The organism is Modicisalibacter coralii (genome assembly GCF_004117855.1).
In the GTDB taxonomy this organism is placed as follows: domain Bacteria; phylum Pseudomonadota; class Gammaproteobacteria; order Pseudomonadales; family Halomonadaceae; genus Modicisalibacter; species Modicisalibacter coralii.
Genome location: NZ_QWBW01000020.1, coordinates 60,601 through 81,902, shown reverse-complemented (window position 1 = coordinate 81,902; position 21,302 = coordinate 60,601). Strand labels below are relative to the sequence as shown.

Genomic DNA, 21,302 nt, shown 5'->3' with positions numbered 1-21,302 from the left:
GAGCCTTTCAGTACAAGGGTAGACGCCAGCGATTGCAAGCCGCCCGCCCGGTCATGCTCAGCGCGCATCGACCAGCGCCTCGAGGGTGGCTCGCGCGCCCTTGTCGTGGAGCCGCGTCAGGACCTCGAGATAGGTCTCGCGAAAGCGCGCCTCGTCGGCCAGGTCGCCGAACAACTGGCGGTTCTCGATGAACGCCGTGGGTGTCTCGCGGTTGCGCCCGGCCAGCGCCATCAGTTCGTCCTTGAGCCGGTCGACCACCTCGATGGGCTCGCCCTGCTCGTCGACGCCCTCGGCATAGCGCGCCCAGCTGGCCACCACCGCGGTACTGCGGCGGATCTCGCCGCCACGTTCGAGCTGCTCGCGGATCACCGGCAGCAGCCACTTGGGAATCCGGTCGGAACTCTCGGCGCACAGACGCGCCAGGGTGTCGCGGATCTCGGGGTTGGCGAAGCGCTCGATCAACGTCTGCCGGTAGTCGGCGAGATCGACGCCGGGCACCGGCGCGAGCGTCGGCGTGGCCTCGAGGGTCATGTAGTCGAGCAGGAACCGGACGAACAGCGGATCCTGACAGACCTCGTGGGCGTAACGGTAGCCGGCCAGATAGCCGAAGTAGGTCAGCGCCTGGTGGCTGGCGTTGAGCAGGCGCAGCTTCATCAGCTCATAGGGGATCACGTCGTCGACCATCTGCACGCCGACCCGCTCGAACGGCGGGCGGCCCTGCGGGAAGTGATCCTCGAGCACCCACTGGGTGAAGGGTTCGCAGACCACCGGCCAGCGGTCGTCGACGCCGAAGCGCTCGGCGAGCGCGGCGATGTCGTCGGCCGTGGTCACCGGGGTAATGCGGTCGACCATGGCATTGGGAAAGCTCACCTCGGCGTCGATCCACGCCCCCAGCTCGGCGTCGAGCGCCCGGGCATGGGCGGTGAACATCTTGCGGGCGACGTCGCCGTTGCCCTGGATGTTGTCGCAGGACATCACCGTGAACGGCGCGATGCCACGTTCGCGCCGCCGCCGCAGGGCGGCGACCACCAGCCCGAAGGTGGTGCGCGGGGCCTCGGGCTCGGCCAGATCGTGGGCGACGTCGGGCTGGCTCAGGTCGTAGTCGCCGGTGACATGATGAAAGTTGTAGCCGCCCTCGGTAACGGTCAGCGAGACGATCCGCGTCGCCGGGTCGGCCATGCGCTCGATCACCGCCTCGCGATCGTCGGGGGCGTAGAGATAATCGACGATCGAACCGATCACCCGCGGTTCGTAGTGGCCGTCGGGGTGCTTGACCACCAGGGTATAGAGGTGGTCCTGCGCCGCCAGGGCCGCCTGCATGCGCTTGTCGCCGGGCATCACGCCGACGCCGACGATGCCCCAGTCGAGCGCCTCGCCGCGATTCATCAGTTCGTCCAGATACATCGCCTGGTGGGCGCGATGGAAGCCGCCCACGCCGAAGTGGACGATGCCCGGCGTCACCTGCCGACGATCGTAGCGCGGCGTGGCCACGGCGGCGTCGAGCCCGGTCAGGGTGTCGTTGGTCAGTGCAGTCATCGCAGTCTCCTCGAGCCGGCCGCAACCGGGTTGTCAGACGTAAAGGAAACACTGCACAAATGCCTGCACGGGCGAATCGCTGCGTTGCGCGGTGCTGGAACGCCAGCCCGGTCGGAATCCTCACATATACCCCATATGCTGCGGTTCCTGTGCGCCGGGCGCCTTGCGGCGTGGCGACGCCCGCTTCATCCCGCTCGCCTATTTGTTCAGCGCTTCCTGAAATCTCCAGCGCCAGTCGGGCGCCGCCGACCGGTCCTTGACCAGCCGGGCGTTGAGCATGTCCTTGTCGTGGGTGCGGATCAGCGCGCCGTCGGCATCCTGGCCCATGCCGCGCCAGCGGCGGATCAGCCGGTCGACCAGCACCGCGTCGGGGACGTCGATGAACAGCGTGCGGTCGAAGAAGGAGCGCAGTTCACGCCAGGGCGATTCGTCGAGCAGCAGATAATTGCCCTCGACGAGCACCAGGCGATGCTCGGGGGCGATCAGCCGGGCCCCGGCCCGGGCCAGATCGAGCGGACGGTCGAACACCGGCACCGCCACCGGGCCATCGTCGCGCCGAAGCCGCTCCAGGTCGCGGGTCAGCCCGGCGACGTCGAAGGTCTCCGGGGCGCCCTTGATGTCGAGCCGGCCCTGGGGGATCAGCACCGCGTTGTCGAAGTGGTAGCCGTCCATCGGCACCAGCGCGACGATACCCGGGTTCAGGGCGTCGATGCGCTCGCAGAGCCGCTCGGAGAGGGTCGACTTGCCGGCCGCCGGCGGCCCGGCGATGGCCACCAGGGTCCGCCGGCCGGGCGTCAGCGCCCCCAGCACCTGTTCGGCCATGGCCACCAGCGTCGGCGTCATGGGCAGGTCATCGAGCGCATCGGGCGTCGTCGTTCGCATCGGGTGTCACCTCACCGTCAACAGGCCGTGTAGCCGCCGTCGATCCGCAAATCGGCGCCATTGATCATCGCCGCCTCCCGCGAGGCCAGGAACATCACCCCGTGAGCGATCTCGGCCGGCGTGGCGAAGCGCCGGGTGGGGATCAGGGCCTTCATGCGTTCGCCCTTCTCGCCGGCCCAGCCGTAGCGCCCCAGCTCGGTGTCGACCACGGTCGGCGAGACGGCATTGACGGTGACCCCGCGCGGTCCCCATTCCAGTGCCAGGGTACGGGTCAGGCCCAGCACCCCGGACTTGCTGGTGCAGTAGGCCAGGTGCCCCTCGAGCCCCACGCTGGCGGCCTGGGAGGCAAGATTGACGATGCGCCCGTAGCCCGCCGCCAGCATCCGCCGCCCCACCGCGCGGCAGCCGAAGAACACGCCGCGCAGGTTGACCGCCTGGGTGGCGTCCCACAGCGCGGTGTCCATCGCTTCGGCCGGCGCCAGCGGGCCGATGCCGGCGTTGTTGACCAGCACGTCGATACGCCCGAAGCGCGCGACGCCGCGTTCGACCAGCGCCTCGACGCCGGCCTCGTCGGTGATGTCGAGCACCGTCGTCAGTGTCTCGCCGCCCAGCCCCGCGGCCAAGGTATCGACGGTGTCGCTCTTGTCGACGAGCACCAGCTTCGCCCCGGCGGCGGCGAAGCGCTCGGCGAGTTCGCGACCGATGCCGTTGGCGGCGCCGGTGATCATCACCACGCTGTCGTGAAAGTCGAATTGCACCTGGCTCATGACGTCATCCCCGGGGGTGGGTGTCGGGACGGCAGGCCCGCGCGTCATCGCGCAGCGCCGCGTCGAGGCGATCGTGGGCCGGCGCCCGCGGCTCGGCGACGAATTCGGCGAGCCGCTCGCCGGCGGCTCGGCGACGAATTCGGCGAGCCGCTCGCCGGCGGCGATGTCGTAAGTGGACGTGGTGTCGGGCATGTCAGCTCATCCAGTTGCCACCGTCGACATTGAGGGTCTGCGCCACCACGTAGTCGCTGTCGGCGCTGGCCAGGAACACCGCGGCCCCCACGTGATCCTCCGGGCGCCCCATGCGGCCGTAGGGCACCGCCTCGCCGACCAGACGCTTCTTCTCGCCCAGCGGGCGGCCCTCGTAGCGGGCGAACAGCGCGTCGACCTCCTCCCACATCGGCGTGTCGACCACCCCGGGGGCGATACCGTTGACGTTGATGCGATACTTGATCAGGTCGAGCCCACAGGACTGGGTGAGGCTGATCACCGCCGCCTTGGAGGCGCAGTACATGCTCACCAGCGCCTCGCCGCGCCGGCCGGCCTGGGAGGCCATGTTGATGATCTTGCCGCCCTCGCCGCGCTCGACCATGCGCGCCGCCACGGCCTGCAGGGTGAAGAAGGTGCCCTTGACGTTGACCCCGAACTGCTTGTCGTAGCTGGCCTCGCTGACCTCCAGCACCGGTGCCATGCCGAACACCGCGGCATTGTTGACCAGGATGTCGATGGGCCCCAGCGTCGCTTCGACGGCGTCGATCATCGCGGCACGCGAGGCGCCGTCGCAGACGTCGAGCGCCACCGCCATCACCGCCGCCTCGCCGCCGCGGGCGGCGCGCAGATCGGCCGCCGCCCGCTCGGCGGCGGCCAGGTCGATGTCGGCGATCGCCACCCGCGCGCCCTCTTCCAGATACCGGGTGGCGATGGCCAGACCGATGCCTCGCGCCCCGCCCGTCACCACTGCCGTACGCTTGTCGAGTTTCATGGGAGTTCCTTGTCGATGGTGGCGTCGTCACGCGCCGCGGCGTTGCCGCCAGCGCGCGACGCAGTCGCCGAGTTGCGTCATGTGCTCGAGCACGACCCAGGCGCCGGCCTCGCGCAGCCGCGTGGCGTGGCCGTCCTCGATATGGCTGGCCCCGGTGAAGCCGATCACCGTCATGCCCGCGGCGCAGGCGGCGCGCGTGCCGGAGACGCTGTCCTCCACCACCAGGCAGTCGTCGGGCGCGACGTCGAGGCTGCGCGCCGCCAGCAGGTAGACATCCGGCGCCGGCTTGGGCTTCGCCACCTGTTCGGCGGTGAACAGCGGCGCCTGATTCAACCGGGCATCGAGCCCGGTATTGGCGAGCGAGGCCAGCACTCGCCGCCGGCTACTGTTGGAAACGATCGCCAGCGGCAGGTCGAGGCCATCGATCGCCTCGGCAACCCCGGCCATGGCCTCGAGCTCCTCGGCCAGGCGGGCCTCGATCGCCGCATCGATGCGCGCCAGGGCATCATCGGGCAGGCGGTGGGCACTGAGTCCCTGCAGGTGATCGAGAATCGCCGCGGTGGTCATGCCCAGCGCGTGGCGTACCTCGCCCTCGGCGGAGAGATCGGGCAACCAGGCGGCAAGCCGTTCGAGCAGCACCCCCTCGGCGATCGCCTCGCTGTCGACCAGTACGCCGTCGCAATCGAAGATCAGCAGAGCCACGCGCGCCTCCTCAACGGTCGTCACTGGCGGTCGAGGCGCGGTTCTCCTTGCGCTCGACGTTGACCAGCGGATGGCGCTCGAGGCTGGCCAGGGCCAGGCCGTCTTCCGCGAACAGATGCGCGCGGCCGGGCTCGAAGCCGAAGCGAATCGCGTCATGAACGCGATGGCGCACATCACCGTCGGTGACCAGGATCCACTCGTCGCCGTGACACTGCACATAGAGCGAGGTCACCCCGCCGAGACGCTCGATGACCACGATCTCGCCGCCCAGCGGGCCGTCGTCGTCGAGCATCAGGTGTTCGGGGCGAATGCCCAGGGTCAGCGTCGCGCCGGGCCGGGCATTGCTGCCATCCACCGGCACCCGGCACTCACCGCCCCCGGGCAGGCGTACCGCGACGCCGTCGGCGTTGGCGTCGAGCACCTCGACGTCGGTGAAGTTCATCTTCGGCGAGCCGATGAAGCCGGCCACGAAGCGGTTGCGCGGATGGTGATAGAGCTCCATCGGCGAGCCGACCTGTTCGACGATGCCCCCCTGCAGCACCACGATCTTGTCGGCCATGGTCATCGCCTCGATCTGATCGTGGGTGACGTAGATCATGGTGGCGTCGAGTTCGTCGTGCAGGCGCGCCAGCTCGATGCGCATCTGCACGCGCAGCGCGGCGTCGAGGTTCGACAGCGGTTCGTCGAACAGGAAGATGCTGGGGTTGCGCACGATCGCCCGGCCGATCGCCACGCGCTGACGCTGGCCGCCGGAGAGCGCCTTGGGCTTGCGGTCGAGCAGGGGCTCGAGCTGCAGGATGCGCGCCGCCTCGAGCACCTTCTGGCGGCGTTGCTCCTTGGCCACGCCGGCCAGGCGCAGGCTGAAGCCCATGTTGTCCTCGACGGTCATGTGCGGGTAGAGCGCATAGCTCTGGAACACCATCGCCAGGCCGCGCTCGGCCGGGCCGACCTCGTTGATGCGCTGGCCGTCGACCTTGATGTCGCCGCTGGAGGCGCTCTCCAGCCCGGCGATCATGCGCAGCAGGGTCGACTTGCCGCAGCCGGAGGGGCCGACGAAGACCACGAATTCGCGGTCCTTGACCTCCAGGTCGACCCCCTTGATCACCTGGGTGTCACCGAATTCCTTGACGATGTTGTTGAGTTCGAGCGTTGCCATGGTGAATTCCTTATTTGACGGCGCCGAAGGTCAGGCCGCGAACCATCTGTTTCTGGGTCATCCAACCGAGGATCAGGATCGGCGCGATGGCCATCGTCGAGGCGGCGGAGAGCTTGGCCCAGAACAGCCCTTCGGGGCTCGAGAACGAGGCGATGAAGGCGGTCAGCGGGGCCGCGTCGGAGGTGGTGAGGTTGAGACTCCAGAACGCCTCGTTCCAGCTCAGGATCACCGACAGCAACCCGGTGGAGGCGATCCCCGGCAGGGTCAGCGGCACCAGCAGGTAGAGCACCTCCTGCAGGGTGCCGGCGCCGTCCATGCGGCCCGCCTCGAGGATGTCCTTGGGCACGTCCTTGAAGAAGGTGTAGAGCATCCACACCACGATCGGCAGGTTCATCAGCATGTAGACGATGGTCAGCCCGGTCAGGCTGTCGAGCAGCCCCAGATCGCGGAAGATCAGATAGATCGGCATCAGCACGCCCACCGGCGGCAGCATCTTGGTGGAGAGCATCCACAGCAGCGTGCCGCGGGTGCGCGGCGTGGGCAGAAACGCCATCGAGTAGGCCGCCGGCACCGCCACCAGCAGCGCCAGCAGCGTCGAGCCGACCGACACGATCACGCTGTTGATGGCGAACTTGACGTAGTCGGCCCGCGCCATGACCTCGTGATAGCCGACCAGCGTCGGATCGAAGAACAGGCTGGGCGGCGTGGCCACCGCCTCGCCCTCGGTCTTGAAGCCGGTGAGGATCATCCAGAAGATCGGGAAGAACACCACCAAGGCGATGAACCAGGCCAGCAGCGTGAGGATGAGTTTCTTGGAGAGCGTCTGATTCATGGTCCACCTCAGGTCTCGAGATTCTTGGCCACGGTGCGGACCAGGAAGATCGCCACGATGTTGGCCAGGACGATGGCGATCACCCCGCCGGCGGACGCCCCACCGACATCGAAGTCGAGCAGCGCACGGATGTAGATCAGGTAGGCCAGGTTGGTCGAGGCCAGCCCCGGGCCGCCCGAGGTGGTGACGAAGATCTCGGCGAAGATCGTCAGCAGGAAGATCATCTCGATCATGATCACCACGCTGATCGCCCGTTTCAGGTGCGGCAGGGTGATGAACCAGAAGATCGCGATGGGCCCCGCGCCATCCATGCGCGCCGCCTCGACCTGGTCATCGTCGAGGGACTGGATGGCGGTGAGCAGGATCAGCAGCGCGAAGGGCAGCCACTCCCACGAGACGATGATCACGATCGAGGTCAGCGGCAGCGACGAGAACCAGTCCACCGCCTGGAAACCGAACAGATTGAACAGCCACGCCAGCACCCCGTTGACCGGGTGCATCATCATGTTCTTCCAGATCAGCGCACTGACCGTGGGCATGACGAAGAACGGCGCGATCACCAGCAGCCGGGCGATGCCGCGGCCGAAGAACTCCTGCTGGAAGAGCACCGCCAGCAGCGTGCCGCCGACCACGGTGATCGCCAGCACCCAGCCGACCAGCAGCAGGGTATTGCCCATCGCCGTCCACAGGGCCGGATCGGTGAGCAGGTAGGTGTAGTTGTCGACCCCGGCGAAGCCGGAGATCATCGGATTGAGCAGGTTGTAACGCTGGAAGGAGAACCACAGGGTCATGCCCAACGGCACCAGCATCCACAGCAGCAGCATGGAAACCGCGGGCGCCTGGAGGAAGAACGTACGCATCCCTCCGACGGTGCGGCCGGAAGCTCTATCGCGCATGGCTGAGCCCACCTGGAAAGTCGTGACTGGGGAAAGCGGCCGGGGTCGGGGCCCCGGCCAAGAGCACGGCACGCTGGCCGTGCGATTGCCTGATCAGTAGTAACCGGCCTGGCGCATGGTGCGGTCGGCGGCACGCTGGGCGGCGCTCAGGGCGTCATCGACGCTGCGCTGCCCGGCCAGGGCGGCGGCGATCATCTGCCCCACCTGGGTACCGATGGCCTGGAATTCGGGGATGTCGGCGTACTGCACCCCGGTATAGGGCACCGGCTTGGCGCTCGGGTCGGTGGGGTCGGCGGTCTGGATCGCCTTGAGCACGAAGTCGGCGAACGGCGCGGCTTCCTGGTAGTTGGCGTTCTGATAGGTGGACTCGCGGGTACCCGGGGGAACGCTGGTCCAGCCTTTCTTCTCGCCGACCAGTTTCACGTAGTCCTTGGAGGTCGCCCAGGTGATGAAGGTCTGCGCGGCATCCTTGGCGTTGGACGACTGGGGAATCGCCAGTGCCCAGGACCACAGCCAGTGCGAGCCCTTGGGCGTCTCGGCGACCGGCGCCGGGGCGAAGCCCAGCTCGTCGGCGACCTGGGACTCGTCGGGATTGTAGATGCGCCCGGCGGCGGAGGTGGCGTCGACCCACATGCCGCACTTGCCGCTGGAGAACAGCGCCTGGTTCTCGTTGAAGCCGTTGGAGGTCGCCCCCGGCGGACCGTACTTGTTCATCAGGTCGACGTAGAAGTCGATCGCCTGGTGCCAGGCCGGTGAGTCGATCTCGGGATGCCAGTCCTCGTCGAACCAGCGTCCGCCGTAGGTGTTCACCAGGGTCGACAGGAAGGCCATGTTCTCGCCCCAGCCGGGCTTGCCGCGCAGGCAGATGCCGTAGACGCCGTTGTCGGGATCGTTGACCTTGCTCGCCCAGTCGCGGACCTCCTTCCAGGTCGGCTGCTCGGGCATGGTGATGCCGGCCTTGTCGAACAGATCCTTGCGGTAGTACATCATCGAGCTTTCGCCGTAGAACGGCAGCGCGTAGAGCGACCCATCGTGGCTCAGGCCGTCGCGGATCGGCTTGAGCAGATCGTTCTCGTCGTAATCCTCGGGCAGATCGTCGAGCTTGGTCAGCCAGCCCTGCTTGGCCCAGATGGGTACCTCGTAGGTGCCGATGGTCATCACGTCGAACTGCCCGCCGTTGGTGGCGATATCGGTGGTCAGGCGCTGACGCAGCACGTTCTCCTCGAGGACCACCCAGTCGAGCTTGATGTCGGGATGGGCCTTCTCGAATTCGTCGGTCAGACCCTGCATGATGATCATGTCGTTGTTGTTCACCGTCGCCACGGTGAGGGTCTCGGCGCTGGCAGAGACGGAGGCGAGAGCCAGGGCCCCGGCCAGCGGGATGGCGTGCTGTAACCGCATGTCGAGCTCCTTGGAGGAGATTGTTGGGTTTGTTTTGATCAATCTACTCAATGACCATTCAAATGATCATTTAGGGCCCCAAAAAAAGCAAACCGCGGCGCTTAGACTTTGGCCTAAGAGGATGCCTCCGCCTGCTCGACGATATAGCGCGCCGCCGCCTCGTCGGTCACCAGCCCCTTGAGCCAGCCGCCACGCAAGGCGGCGAGAATCGCCGGCCCCTTGTCGCGCCCGCCGGCCAGACCGACCAGCGTCTGTCCGGCGAGGCGGCGCAACGGCAGACTGGTGATTCGCCGGGTGAGCGGGCATTCGACGAGTTCGCCGGCGGCGTTCATCGGCCAGCCCAGCAGTTCGCCCACCGCTCCGGCATCGAGCAGTTCCCGGAGCTCGGCCTCGCTGATGAAGTGATCCTGAAACAGCGTCGCCTGGGGGTCGATACGGCCGATACCGATGAACCCCGCCTCGGCTTCCATGGCCACGGCACTGACCGCCTGGACCAGATGCTGGGCGAGCAGCGCGTCCTTCTCGGCCACCGAGGCGGCGACCACCGGTGCCGGCAGCAGGAAGCGCTCGGCGCCGGTCTTGTCGGCGAGCACCATGACCCCGTCGTAGCGGTTGGCCGAGCCGTCGCGGGCGACGTTGCCCACCAGCGAGACGAAGCGATGCTGGGGGCGCTCCGTGCGGCTCAACGCCTCGACCGTGGCACGCACCACGCGGCCGGTCCCCAGCGACAGCGTCAAGGGCTCGCTGCGGTCGATGTAGCGCGACAGCCGCTCGGCGCCGGCCAGGGCGAGAAAGGCCAAGCCGTTGTCGTGCGGCGCCGGATCGGAGGGCACCACGTCGCAGAAGCTCAGGCCGAAACGCGTCACCAGGGCTTCCCCCATGGCCATGCAGCCGGCGAGCGGATGATCGATGTGGACCTTGACCAGTCCCTCCTGGCGCGCCAGGGCCAGCAGGCGCTGGACCCCGGGGCGCGACACGCCGAGCTGACCGGCGATCTCGTCCTGGGTACGTCCGCCCACATAGGAGAGCCAGGCGGCGCGGGCCGCCTGATCGAGCTTGAGGTCGTACTTGTCCATGGCGGGGTATTCTCGTCACTTGCCGTGGGGCCGATCATCGCAGTCGGCAAGAGCGGGCACAATACGCGGGGTCAGCGGTGGCGGGGCGAGGCCGGCGTGGCGCCGGGCAGACGCACGCGTGCCGCGAGCCCACCGAGCGCGGCGGTCTCGAGGTTCAGCGAGCCGCCGTAGAGGGTCATCAGGTCCTCGACGATCGCCAGGCCCAGCCCCGAACCGGAGCGATGTTCATCGAGCCGGGCGCCGCGGGCGAGTGCCGCCTCGCGCTGCGCGGCGCTCATTCCCGGCCCGTCGTCCTCGATCAGCAGGCAAACGCCGTCGTCCTCGGCGTGCACCCTCAGCCGTACCCGCCGCTCGGCCCAGCGCATGGCGTTGTCGAGCAGGTTGCCGACCAGCTCCTGCAGGTCCTGGGGGTCCATGCGCACGGTCAGCTCGGGATCGAGTTCGCGCTCGAGGGCGATGCCGCGACGCCCCGCCAGCCGTGCCAGACCGTCGACCACCGGGGCGATCGCCTCGCCGATCCGCACCCGCCCGGTGAGCGTCGAGCCGCCAGCCGCCGACGCCCGGGCGAGATGGTGACGCACGGCCTCGTCGATGCGTCCGAGCTCGTCGCGTACCTGGCGACGCTGGGCCTCGGGCAGCCGGTCGGCGACGGTCTTGAGCACGCTGACCGGCGTCTTGAGCGCGTGGGCCAGGTTGCCGGCGGCGCTGCGGCCGCGTTCGATCAGGCCGCGGTCACGCTCGAGGACCTCGTTCATCGCCTCGGCGAGCTCGCTGAGTTCGCCGGGCAGGCGCGTGTCGAGCCGCTCCCCGGCCCCCGACTCGACCCGCTCCAGGTCGGCGTGCAGGCGTCGCAGCGGCGCCAGCCCCCAGCGGATCTGCAACGCCAGGCCGCCGATCAGCAGCCCACCGAGGGTCAACAGCGACAGTCCCAGCAGCCATTCGAAGCGCGCCACCTCGGCGTCGAGTTCCTCGCGGGAGGCGGCGACGCTGACGTGCAGCCGCTGCGGGTGCCCGGGCAGGTGGACGTCGCGTTCGATCACCCGCAACGGTTCGCCGCGCGGACCGCTGATGTTGCGCACGCTGATGCCGTCGGCCATCGATACCGGCAGCCGCTGATCCCACAGCGAACGCGAGACCAGCGAGGTGCCCTGCCGGTCGGTGATCTGCCAGTACCAGCCCGAGAACACCCGCTGGAAGCGTGCGTCGCCCAGCGAGTGCGAGACCTGCAGGCGCTGCTCGGCGGGGTCGTAGTCGAGATCGGCCAGCACCACCTGCAACAGCGAGGAGAGTCGCTGGTCGAACGAGGCGGTGACCGATTCGCGGAAATTATAGGCCAGGCCCAGCCCGGCCAGTGGCAGGATCACCACCACCAGGCCCAGCGCAGCGGCGAGCAGTCGCTGGCCCAGCGACCAGCCGGCGGGGCGCGACGCCAAGGCGCGCAGGCGCGAGCCGGCGGTGGCCGTCACGCACCATCCTCGGGGGCGACCACCCGATAGCCCTGCCCGCGCAGGGTCTCGATGCGCTCGCTGCCCAGCTTGCGCCGCAGGCGGCTGATCTGGACGTCGATGACGTTGGAATCGGGTTCGTGGTCGCGGTCGTAGACGTGCTCGGCGAGTTCGCCACGGCTGACGATACGCGGGGCGGCGTGCATCAGGTAGGCCAGCAGCCGCGATTCCTGGGCGGTCAGGGTCACCGGCCGACCGGCCACGCTGATGCTGCCGGCGTGGGTGTCATAAGTGAGTTCGCCGAGGGTCAGCACCGGATGGGCGTGGCCGTGGCTGCGGCGTACCAGGGCACGCAGGCGGAACAGCACCTCGGCGGTCTCGAACGGTTTGGTGACATAGTCGTCGGCCCCGGCGGAGAACCCCGCCGCCTTGTCCGACCAGCGCTCGCGGGCGGTGAGCACCAGTACCGGCAGGTCGATGGCGTCGTCGCGCCACTGCGCCAGCCAGCGGGTGCCGTCGCCGTCCGGCAGCCCCAGGTCGAGCACCACGGCATCGTAACGCTCGGTGCGCACCAGAAAGTCGGCCTCACCGCCGCTCTCGGCGGTTTCGACCAGCAGCCCCGCGTCGCGCAGCGCCTCGCCGAGTGCCTCGGCCAGGGCCCGGTCGTCTTCTACCAGCAGTATCTTCATGATCGCGTCATCGTCGCTTCATCGCCTCGATATGGCTGCCTTGGCTATCGAGCAGTTCACCGGTCGCGGCATCGAATTCGAACCGCACCACCTGCCCCTGAGGGCCGATCATCTCGACATCGTAGCGAGGCGCCCCCTGGTCGTCACTCTCGAGCTCGACCTCGAGAATCTGTCCCGTGTAGCGCTGCTGCAGCCAGTCGAGCACACTGGGCAACGCTACCAGACGCCCCTGGCGGACCGCCTCGTGGAGCTGCCGCCAGTCGTCGTCGGCCGCCACGGACGCCGAGGCCGTGACCAGCACCATGGCCAGCAGCACGGCCCGACAGTAAGGAAAGCGATAGTGTGCGTTCATGGCGCCAGCCTGCCAAAGGCTGCATGAATGCACCATGAACTGGCGTGCTGGCTGTCGGCGGGACGCGCCCCGGATGAACGCACCATGAACGACTTCTTCAGGTCGCAGCAAGGTGGCACGGCGTAAAACGGATGTCGAGAACCCGGACCGCGCGTCCGTCGACCAAGGAGAAGCGCCATGAAATCACTGCGTCTGATGATGGTCCCCGTCGCCTTTTCCGGCAGCCTGTCCAGCCTGGCATTCGCCGACGAAGGCAGTTTCGCGCCCGGCGAGCTGGATTCGCTGCTCGCCCAGGCCGATCGCCACGGCATCGCCGCCTATCGCCAGATCGCCGTCGACGATCGTGACCGCCGCGAGGGCGAAGGCTGGCGCGACGCGGGCTGGCAGGTCGATGTCGACCGGCTGCTGCGCGACGGCTCGCTCGCCTCCCCGAACGACGCGGCCGCCGATGGCCTGCACTGGCGACTGTCCGGCGCCGAGGTCACCCGGGCGCTGAACGACGCGCAACACGACGACGTGCAACGATTCGCGTCCCTCGCTGTCGATGACACAGGCCATGTCGACATCGATGACGCCGCCACTCACGTCATCTGACCCGTTCGACGACTTTCCCGGTCACCGGAGTGAACCATGACTGATCATCACGAGACCCTGCATGCCCGCGCCCGCCGCGAGAACGCCGCCTGGCAGGCGGCACGCGACTGGCAGCAGCGTGCCCGCCAGGCGCGCCCCTCCACGTCGGGGGGCGGCGTGAAACTCTTCTTCACCTGGTTGCTGTTCGGCACCCTGATGCTCGTCGGCACCGTGCTGGGGCTGTTCTTCCTGCTGGTCGGCTGGCTGATGATGCCCCTGCTGCGCCATCGCATGAAGAAGCGCATCGACGCGCTGCGCGCCGAGCGCGCCCAGGACGTCGGCGGCAATGCCGGCGGAGCGCACGCCGCGTCGCCCCGCTCGGGAGCGGACGCGCGCCACGAGGTACTCGAGGGCGACTATCTGGACAAGGGCTGACCCACCCGGGCCGCGTGGCACCTACGCTTTGTCTGAAAAATGGCTGCGCTCGCCCATACGGCGTTAAAAATTGACTCAAAATGCTCATTTACGGCTTGTAAACTGCGCTTTTTCATCAATTTTTGTCTTGTCTGGCCATCGCTCGCCGACTTTTCAGACAGAGCTCAACCGCCGCGCGGCGCGTCGTCGGATCCGGGCTCGGGGCGCGTGCCGCCCTCTTCCCGGCTTGCCGGCGACGTTTCGTCACCGGGCGCCGCGTCGGCATCGAGTTCCGGATAGTGGCGGGCCAGCACCTCGCGCAACGCCTGCACTTCCTCGCTGAGGGCGGCCATCTGCTGATTGAGATGACGGACCATCTCGCGGTCAGCGCGGTGCTGGCGGGATTCGCGCTCGCCCTGATCGGCGACGAACAGCGAGCTGATGTAGGCCGCGAAGCTACCGAACAGCCCCACCCCGCAGACCATCAGCAGCACCGCCACCACGCGCCCCGGCGTCGTCACCGGGTAGTAGTCGCCGTAGCCCACGGTGGTCACCGTGACGACCGCCCACCACAGCGCCTCCTCGGCGGTATCGATCGGGCTGTCGGGATCGGGACTTTCCACCAGCAGCATGACCAGTGCGCTGAAGGCCACCAGCAACACCGTCAGGGTGGCCGCCGAGGCCAGTACACCCTTGGCCTTGTTGCGGAAGATCAGCCGCCAGATCAGCTCCAGGGACTTGAGCGCCCGCAACAGACGAATCAACTGCACCACGCGGAAGGCCTTGGCCCCCATCAGCCAGCCCGCGGGGATGCTGGCCAGCAGATCGATCCAGCCCCAGCGCATGTAGTGCCACTTGTTCTTCGCCGCCCGAAAACGCAGGCAGAAGTCGATGAAGAAGCACACGCAGACCATCAGGTCGATGTATTGCAGCAGACGCGACACTTCCGGCGACAGCGCGAAGAAGGTGTCGGCGATCAAGGCACCGAGCACGTAGAAGGACAGTACCAGGATGAAAAGCTGAAAGGGGGTGATGCGGTCTTCCATGGCACGATGCGGCGCGGTACGCGTCTCCGGCTGGGGGCGGGTCGAAGCGTGTCAGGATACGCGCGGGAAGACGCTCTGGCGAGCCCGAGGCCCCGCGAGGGCGTGACGCCGCGTCGCGGGGCGCTCGCCAGCCCCGCCGCAGCCGGGCATGGGCGGGCAGGCCCCGGGGATCACTCGAGGGCTTCGTAGGGCAGGCCCACGTAGTTCTCGGCGATGGTGGTGAGCCCGGCCCGGGAGCTGGTGTAGTAGTCGAGCTCGGCCTGCTGGATGCGCCGCGTGAAGTCTTCGTCGTCGGAGAACTTGTGCAGGTTGGAGGTCATCCACCAGGAAAAGCGTTCGGCCTTCCAGATACGCCGCAGGCAGACCTCGGAGTAGCGGGCGATCAGATCGTCCCGGCCGTCACGATAGACCCCGACCAGCAGGCGATAGAGCGTGTTGACGTCGCTGGCGGCCAGATTGAGGCCCTTGGCGCCGGTGGGCGGCACGATGTGCGCGGCGTCGCCGACCAGGAACAAGCGACCATGCTGCATCGGCTCGGCGACGAAGCTTCTCAGCGGCGCGATGCTCTTCTCCAGCGACTCGCCGGTCACCAGTTTCGCGGCGACGTCCTCCGGCAAGCGCGCCGCGAGTTCCTCCCAGAAACGCGCGTCCGACCAGTCCTCGACCTTCTCGTCGGCCCCGACCTGCACGTAATAGCGGCTGCGGGTCTTCGAACGCATGCTGCACAGCGCGAAACCACGGGCGTGACTGGCATAGATCAGTTCGTCGGAAACCGGCGGGGTGTCGGCGAGCAGCCCCAGCCAGCCGAACGGATAGACCCGTTCGAAGGTCTTGAGACGATCCTCGGGGATCGAGCGACGCGAGACCCCGTGATAGCCGTCGCAGCCGGCCACGTAGTCGCAGTCGAGGCGCAGCGTCTCACCGTTCTTCTCGAAGGTGACGTAGGGGTGGTCGGTCTCCAGGTCGTGGGGCTGGACGTCGTCGACTTCGTAGAGGGTCGTCGCGCCGGCCTCGCGACGCGCCGCCATCAGATCGCGGGTGACCTCGGTCTGGCCGTAGACCATGACGCGCTTGCCGCCGGTGAGTTCGGCGAGGTCGACACGCACGCGGCGGTTGTCGAAGGCCAGCTCGAAGCCGTCGTGGGGCAGCCCTTCGGCGTCCATGCGTTCATCGACGCCGGCTTCGCGCAGCAGGTCGACCATCCCCTGCTCGAGCACCCCGGCACGGATGCGGCTGAGCACGTACTCGCCGCTGCGTCGTTCGAGAATCACGTTGTCGATGCCCTGCCGGTGCAGCAGTTGGCCCAGCAGCAGGCCGGAGGGGCCGGCCCCGATGATCGCCACTTGTGTCTTCATGGTTATTGCCTCTTGGGTCCGGGCAGCAAGCCACCCGTCGTCACGGGAATCGATGAGTTGTATTTTTCATCGATTCCAGACGCCATTTAAGGCAAAATCGATAGACAGGGTTGGACATTTTCAAGAACCACCCCTGACTTTGGTCGACCTTCCAAACCCACGCCGGGGACGCGCATGCCAGAACGTCGCCAGGACCGCATCCCGGTCTTCCAGCTCTATGGCGAAACCGGCCACTGGCCGACACCGGACCTGCTGCACTGCGAGTCGATCGCCGCCCGCAGCCGCCTGCACGACTGGCATATCAAGCCCCACCGCCATGCCGACCTGCTGCATCTGCTGCACATCCGCAGCGGCCGGGTCCACCTGAGCCTGGAGGGTAACGAGCGCCATCTCGAAGGGCCGCTGGTGATCGTCGTCCCGGCGGTGACGATCCATGGATTCCACTTCTCGACCGACATCGACGGGCACATCATCAGCCTCGCCAAGCCGCTCGCCAGCCACCTCCACGAGCGTCTCACGGCACTCGGCGAGGTGTTGAACCGGCCGGCACACTACCCGCTCGCCGAGCAGCCCGAGGCGGTGACGATCGACACCCTGGTGGGGCAGGTCGAGCGCGAGTATCACCGCCCCGCGCCCGGCCGCGAACCGTTGCTGCACGCGCTGGTCCAGGCCCTGGCGGTGCAGATCGCGCGGCGCGCCGAACGTCGCCGGCCCCGCCGCGCACCGAGCCACGATCGCGGTCAGGCCCACCTCGAACACTTCCTGGCGCTGATCGACGACCACTACACCGAACAGCCCAGCATCGAGTCCCTCGCCGCCCGGATCGGCGTGACCAGCGCCCATCTCAATACCCTGTGCCGGCGCCTGGCCGGTCGCAGCGCCCTGCAGCTGCTGCACGAGCGACTGCTGCTCGAGGCCAAGCGCCAGCTCACCTACACCAACATGACCGTGGGTCAGATCGCCGATATGCTGGGCTTCTCCGAACCGGCCTATTTCACGCGCTTCTTCAAGCGCCTGAGCGGGCAATCGCCCAAGGCATTCCGGCTCTCGCGCTGACCCTGGGCCTTGTACGAGAGCCGCCTTCACTCACCGACTTTTCGTACCGACCCGGGAACGACGAACCCCCGCCGGGTGGCGGGGGTTCGGGTTCTCGCAAGGCGTGGTCGCCGCGTCTCAGAGCAGCTTGAGATGCTTGGCGTGATAGCGCAGGTGGTCATCGATGAAGGTGGCGATGAAGAAGTAGCTGTGGTCATAGCCCGGCTGACGACGCAGGGTCAGCGGGTGATCGTGCTTCTCGCACACCGCCTCGAGCCGTTCGGGCCGCAACTGCTCCTCGAGGAAGTTGTCGGCCTCGCCCTGGTCGATGAACAGCGGCTGGCGCGACACGCCCTTGGCGACCAGCTCGCAGGCATCGTACTGGGTCCACAGACCGTGGTCGTCGCCCAGATAGTTGGTGAAGGCCTTCTGCCCCCACGGCACCACGCTGGGATTGACCACCGGGGCGAAGGCCGATACCGAGGCGAAGCGGCCCGGCTGGCGCAGTGCCAGTACCAGCGCCCCGTGACCGCCCATCGAGTGCCCGCTGATCGCCTCGCGGCCGTTGACCGGGAAGTGCTGGCGCACCACCGACGGCAGCTCGTCGTTGACGTAGTCGTACATCCGGTAGTGCCGGGACCACGGTTCGCGCTTGGCGTTGACGTAGAAACCGGCCCCGGAGCCGAAGTCGTAGCTGTCGTGCTCGCCGGGCAGATCCAGCCCGCGCGGACTGGTGTCGGGGCAGACGATGGCCATGCCCAGCTCGGCGGCCAGCCGCTGGGCGCCGGCCTTCTGCATGAAGTTCTCGTCGGTGCAGGTCAGCCCCGACAGCCACCACAGCAGCGGCACCTTGCCCTCCTCCGCCTGCGGCGGCAGGTAGATGGCAAAGACCATTTCGCAGTCCAGCGAGCGGGCGTGATGCTTGTAACGCTTGAGCCAGCCGCCGAACGACTTGGTGGCGGAAACCAGCTCCAGCGTTTCGGACATGCTCATGCGTTCTCCTCGTGTCGTGAGTGGCGGGCTCAAGCGTCCGCCATGGCCATCAGTAATGCAGGACGGTACGAATGCTCTTGCCCTGATGCAGCAGTTCGAAGGCCTCGTTGATCTGCTCGAACGGCATGTCGTGGGTGACGAACTCGTCGATCTTGATCTTGCCGTTCATGTAGTCCTCGACATAGCCCGGCAACTGCGTACGGCCCTTGACCCCGCCGAACGCCGAGCCTTTCCAGACGCGCCCGGTGACCAGCTGGAAGGGCCGCGTCGAGATCTCCTCGCCGGCACCGGCGACGCCGATGATGATCGATTCGCCCCAGCCCTTGTGGCAGCACTCCAGCGCCGAGCGCATGACATTGACGTTGCCGATGCACTCGAAGGAGTAGTCGACGCCGCCGTCGGTCAGATCGACGATCACCTGCTGAATGGGGTCGCTGTAGTCCTTGGGATTGACGAACTCGGTGGCGCCGAACTGACGGGCCAGCTCGAACTTGTCCGGATTGACGTCGATGGCGATGATCCGCGAGGCCTTGGCCATCTGCGCGCCCTGAATGACCGCCAGACCGATCGCCCCCAGGCCGAACACCGCGACGGTCGAGCCCGGCTCGACGCTGGCGGTATTGAGCACCGCGCCGATGCCCGTGGTCACCCCGCAGCCGAGCAGGCAGATCTTGTCGAGCGGCGCCTCCTTGGAGACCTTGGCCAGCGAGACCTCGGGCAGCACGGTGTACTCGGAGAACGTCGAGCACCCCATGTAGTGGTGGATCGGCTTGCTGTCCAGCGAGAAACGCGAGGTACCGTCGGGCATCAACCCCTTGCCCTGGGTCGCGCGCACCGCGCTGCACAGGTTGGTCTTGCCGGACAGGCAGAACTTGCACTGGCCGCACTCGGCGGTATACAGCGGGATCACGTGATCGCCGGGCTGGAGACTGGTGACGCCCTCGCCGACTTCCTGGACGATCCCCGCCCCTTCGTGACCCAGAACCGACGGGAACAGCCCCTCGGGATCCTTGCCCGACAGGGTGTAGGCATCGGTGTGGCACACGCTGGTCGCAGCAATCTGGACCAGCACCTCGCCGGCCTTGGGTCCCTGGACGTCGATCTCGGCCAGCTCCAGCGGCTTGCCGGCTTCCCAGGCGATGGCGGCGCGTGATTTCATCGATCATTCTCCTCGTGAACGGTGGACGCCGGCCCCACAGCGTGGCGGGCGTGGCATCATGAACCTGTGTCACCAGTCTAGGCCCTCGGCGGGACACGATAAATGCCGTCGCCGTCACAAGATTATTGCCAGGGAGCAACAATGCAGCGCTGGGATCGTGTCGAAGCCTTCGTCGAAGTGGTTCGTCAGGGCGGCTTCTCAGCCGCCGCCCGCCAGCTCAGGGTCTCCACCTCCCACGTCAGTCGCCTGGTCGGCCAGCTCGAGAACCAGCTGGGTACACCGTTGCTCTATCGCACCACCCGCCGCTCGAGCCTGACCGACGCCGGGGCGCTCTACTACGAGCATTGTCGCCATCTGCTCGACGGCTTCCGCGAGGCCGAAACCGCCCTCAACGACTTCCAGGCGCGACCCAAGGGCACCCTGCGACTGACCTGTGCGACGACCTTCGGCGAGCGCTACATCGCCCCGCTGGTCAACGACTTCCGGTGCCGCCACCCGCAACTCGCGGTGCACATGCACTTCACCAATCGTCAGGTGGATCTCGTCGACGAAGGCTTCGATCTGGCGATCCGCATGGGCGTGCTCAAGGATTCCAGCCTGATCGCCCGGCGCCTGTGCGAGCGGCGCGAGTACGTGGTGGGCTCCCGCGACTACTTCCAGCAGGTCTCGCGCCCCCATAGCCTGGCCGAGCTGGCCAGTCACGAGTGCCTGCTCGGCTCGCGGGACAGCTGGCTGTTCGCCGTCGACGGCCAGCGCCGGGAGGTACGGGTCAGCGGGCGCTGGCAGGCCAATTCCGGCCCGGCACTGCTCGACGCCGCCCTCAAGGGACTGGGGCTGGCCCAGTTGCCCGACTACTACGTGACCCCTCACCTGGCCGCGGGCGAGTTGATCTCGGTGCTCGACCATTACCAGTTCACCGACACCGCGGTATGGGCCGTCTACCCCCGCCACCGCCAGTTGTCCGCCAAGGTCCGTCAGTTCGTCGATCACCTGGTGACACACCTGCCGGCCGCGCTCTGACGCCTCACGATTTCACGGCCGAGGCACTCACTCCGTTGGGCGGGCGCATCGCCGCATTGTCGTTCTCGAGGAAGATCGGCCGCACGCTGTCGTTGAGATAGCAGGCGTCGAACTCGGCGACCTGAGCCAGGGCCTGCGGGTCGGGCAGCGTGACCTTGTGGCGCTCGCGCAGCACCAGCCCCTCCTCGCGGAAGGCCGAAAAGGTCCGGCTGACATGCACGGCGCTCAGCCCCAGGGTGTCGGCCAGTTGCTCCTGCGACAGCGGCAGGCGGAACTTGCCCTCGCCGGCGGCACCGGTCTGGTCGAGGCGAACGTACATCTCGTAGAGAAAGTGAGCGAGTTTCTGATGGGCGGTGCGCCGCGCCAGGTTGACCAGCCGCTCGGTGAGCAGCGACTGCTGACGACTCGAGATCGCGAACAGCACGGCGGTCAGGGTGGTCGACTGGCGAAAGATATCCAGCAGGCGGCGATGGGGGAAATGACAGATCACCCCGTCGTCGATCATCGACACCCCCGCCAGTCGCTGGGAAAAGGCGAATTCGCGCAGGCCAATGATATCCCCGGGCAGGAAGACCTCGAGGATCTGGCGGCTGCCGTCGCCCAGGTTGCGATAGGAATAGGCCCAGCCACGGCTCACCGTGCAGAATTCGCTGGCGTGGTCGTTCTCCTTCCACAGGACATCCCCCGACTTGACGTCCTGGGGGCTGTCCTCGAGTTCGCAGAGCAATGCCTTGTCGTCGTCGGACAGGGCGCAGTAGTGGCTGAAATGGCGAATGATACAGCTATCGTTACGGTTCACGTCGGTACGCTCTCCCGGTTATCCAGCGCATGCAGCGTCTTCTTCTTCGTTGGTTCCATGACGGACAACGCTTTTCGCCGCAACACGAAAACGCCCCATGGTGGCCTGTCCCGGCAAAAACGCCGATAACTCAAGTTAATACAGCGCCACCCTCTGCTCGAAGAAGGGCTCCGCGTCGGTGCATTGATCACT

General features: G+C 67.4%; 22 protein-coding genes. 4 read left to right on the top strand and 18 right to left on the bottom strand.

The window, feature by feature from the left end:
• Positions 1-57: 57 nt before the first annotated feature.
• The 13 genes from D0901_RS12495 to D0901_RS12435 all read right to left on the bottom strand — a co-directional run bounded on the left by D0901_RS12495 (position 58) and on the right by D0901_RS12435 (position 12,716).
• Positions 58-1,536 (bottom strand): mannitol dehydrogenase family protein, encoded by a 1,479-nt coding sequence (locus tag D0901_RS12495; protein ID WP_129140627.1) that lies wholly within the window; start codon positions 1,534-1,536, stop codon positions 58-60.
• A gap of 198 nt (positions 1,537-1,734) precedes the next feature.
• Positions 1,735-2,418 (bottom strand): nucleoside triphosphate hydrolase, encoded by a 684-nt coding sequence (locus D0901_RS12490; RefSeq protein WP_233440417.1) that lies wholly within the window; start codon positions 2,416-2,418, stop codon positions 1,735-1,737.
• Between the two features lie 17 nt (positions 2,419-2,435).
• Positions 2,436-3,377 (bottom strand): SDR family oxidoreductase, encoded by a 942-nt coding sequence (locus tag D0901_RS12485; RefSeq protein WP_233440416.1) that lies wholly within the window; start codon positions 3,375-3,377, stop codon positions 2,436-2,438.
• 1 nt (position 3,378) lies between these two features.
• The gene (locus D0901_RS12480) at positions 3,379-4,167 is read right to left on the bottom strand and encodes an L-iditol 2-dehydrogenase (RefSeq protein WP_129140626.1); all 789 of its coding nucleotides are present in this window, start codon (positions 4,165-4,167) and stop codon (positions 3,379-3,381) included.
• A gap of 27 nt (positions 4,168-4,194) precedes the next feature.
• Positions 4,195-4,869 carry an HAD family hydrolase gene (locus tag D0901_RS12475; RefSeq protein WP_129140625.1) on the bottom strand — a complete coding sequence of 225 codons (675 nt, stop codon included), beginning with the start codon at positions 4,867-4,869 and terminating at the stop codon, positions 4,195-4,197.
• 10 nt (positions 4,870-4,879) lie between these two features.
• Positions 4,880-6,025 (bottom strand): ABC transporter ATP-binding protein, encoded by a 1,146-nt coding sequence (locus tag D0901_RS12470; RefSeq protein ID WP_129140624.1) that lies wholly within the window; start codon positions 6,023-6,025, stop codon positions 4,880-4,882.
• A 10-nt stretch (positions 6,026-6,035) separates the two neighbouring features.
• The gene (locus D0901_RS12465) at positions 6,036-6,857 is read right to left on the bottom strand and encodes a carbohydrate ABC transporter permease (protein WP_129140623.1); all 822 of its coding nucleotides are present in this window, start codon (positions 6,855-6,857) and stop codon (positions 6,036-6,038) included.
• An 8-nt stretch (positions 6,858-6,865) separates the two neighbouring features.
• Positions 6,866-7,753 (bottom strand): carbohydrate ABC transporter permease, encoded by an 888-nt coding sequence (locus D0901_RS12460; protein ID WP_129140622.1) that lies wholly within the window; start codon positions 7,751-7,753, stop codon positions 6,866-6,868.
• Between the two features lie 93 nt (positions 7,754-7,846).
• Positions 7,847-9,154, bottom strand: coding sequence for an ABC transporter substrate-binding protein (locus D0901_RS12455; RefSeq protein WP_129140621.1), 1,308 nt, complete (start codon positions 9,152-9,154; stop codon positions 7,847-7,849).
• 113 nt (positions 9,155-9,267) lie between these two features.
• A complete protein-coding gene (locus tag D0901_RS12450; protein ID WP_129140620.1) occupies positions 9,268-10,230 on the bottom strand; it encodes a sugar-binding transcriptional regulator in 963 nt (320 codons plus the stop codon).
• A gap of 71 nt (positions 10,231-10,301) precedes the next feature.
• A complete protein-coding gene (locus tag D0901_RS12445; protein WP_233440415.1) occupies positions 10,302-11,696 on the bottom strand; it encodes a sensor histidine kinase in 1,395 nt (464 codons plus the stop codon).
• Positions 11,693-12,364 (bottom strand): response regulator, encoded by a 672-nt coding sequence (locus tag D0901_RS12440; RefSeq protein ID WP_129140619.1) that lies wholly within the window; start codon positions 12,362-12,364, stop codon positions 11,693-11,695. Before D0901_RS12440 ends, D0901_RS12445 begins: the two co-directional genes overlap by 4 nt.
• A gap of 7 nt (positions 12,365-12,371) precedes the next feature.
• Positions 12,372-12,716, bottom strand: a complete 345-nt coding sequence (locus D0901_RS12435) for a PepSY domain-containing protein (RefSeq protein WP_129140618.1) — start codon at positions 12,714-12,716, stop codon at positions 12,372-12,374.
• 177 nt (positions 12,717-12,893) lie between these two features.
• On the opposite strand from D0901_RS12435, the gene D0901_RS12430 reads away from it, so the two are divergent.
• Together D0901_RS12430 and D0901_RS12425 are read left to right on the top strand one after the other, a co-directional pair.
• Positions 12,894-13,310, top strand: a complete 417-nt coding sequence (locus D0901_RS12430; RefSeq protein ID WP_129140617.1) for a hypothetical protein — start codon at positions 12,894-12,896, stop codon at positions 13,308-13,310.
• Positions 13,311-13,346: 36 nt separating this feature from the next.
• Positions 13,347-13,724 (top strand): hypothetical protein, encoded by a 378-nt coding sequence (locus D0901_RS12425; RefSeq protein ID WP_129140616.1) that lies wholly within the window; start codon positions 13,347-13,349, stop codon positions 13,722-13,724.
• Positions 13,725-13,888: 164 nt separating this feature from the next.
• Here the strand turns inward: D0901_RS12425 and D0901_RS12420 are convergent, their stop codons facing one another.
• Positions 13,889-14,749, bottom strand: coding sequence for an ion transporter (locus D0901_RS12420; RefSeq protein ID WP_129140615.1), 861 nt, complete (start codon positions 14,747-14,749; stop codon positions 13,889-13,891).
• A gap of 170 nt (positions 14,750-14,919) precedes the next feature.
• Positions 14,920-16,104 carry a 4-hydroxybenzoate 3-monooxygenase gene (pobA, locus tag D0901_RS12415; RefSeq protein ID WP_129140614.1) on the bottom strand — a complete coding sequence of 395 codons (1,185 nt, stop codon included), beginning with the start codon at positions 16,102-16,104 and terminating at the stop codon, positions 14,920-14,922.
• A gap of 174 nt (positions 16,105-16,278) precedes the next feature.
• On the opposite strand from pobA, the gene D0901_RS12410 reads away from it, so the two are divergent.
• Entirely contained in the window at positions 16,279-17,160 is an 882-nt protein-coding gene (locus D0901_RS12410) for a helix-turn-helix domain-containing protein (RefSeq protein ID WP_129140613.1), read from the top strand.
• A 117-nt stretch (positions 17,161-17,277) separates the two neighbouring features.
• On the opposite strand, the gene fghA is transcribed toward D0901_RS12410, so the two are convergent.
• Together fghA and D0901_RS12400 are read right to left on the bottom strand one after the other, a co-directional pair.
• A complete protein-coding gene (gene fghA / locus D0901_RS12405; RefSeq protein ID WP_129140612.1) occupies positions 17,278-18,132 on the bottom strand; it encodes an S-formylglutathione hydrolase in 855 nt (284 codons plus the stop codon).
• Positions 18,133-18,181: 49 nt separating this feature from the next.
• On the bottom strand, positions 18,182-19,291 hold the full coding sequence (locus D0901_RS12400) for an S-(hydroxymethyl)glutathione dehydrogenase/class III alcohol dehydrogenase (protein ID WP_129140611.1): 1,110 nt from the start codon (positions 19,289-19,291) through the stop codon (positions 18,182-18,184).
• A gap of 141 nt (positions 19,292-19,432) precedes the next feature.
• Here D0901_RS12400 and D0901_RS12395 point away from each other — a divergent pair, with 141 nt between their 5' ends.
• Positions 19,433-20,311 (top strand): LysR family transcriptional regulator, encoded by an 879-nt coding sequence (locus tag D0901_RS12395; RefSeq protein WP_129140610.1) that lies wholly within the window; start codon positions 19,433-19,435, stop codon positions 20,309-20,311.
• Positions 20,312-20,315: 4 nt separating this feature from the next.
• Here the strand turns inward: D0901_RS12395 and D0901_RS12390 are convergent, their stop codons facing one another.
• Complete coding sequence (locus tag D0901_RS12390) at positions 20,316-21,110, bottom strand: Crp/Fnr family transcriptional regulator (protein ID WP_129140609.1); 795 nt, start codon at positions 21,108-21,110, stop codon at positions 20,316-20,318.
• Between the last annotated feature and the right edge of the window lie 192 nt (positions 21,111-21,302).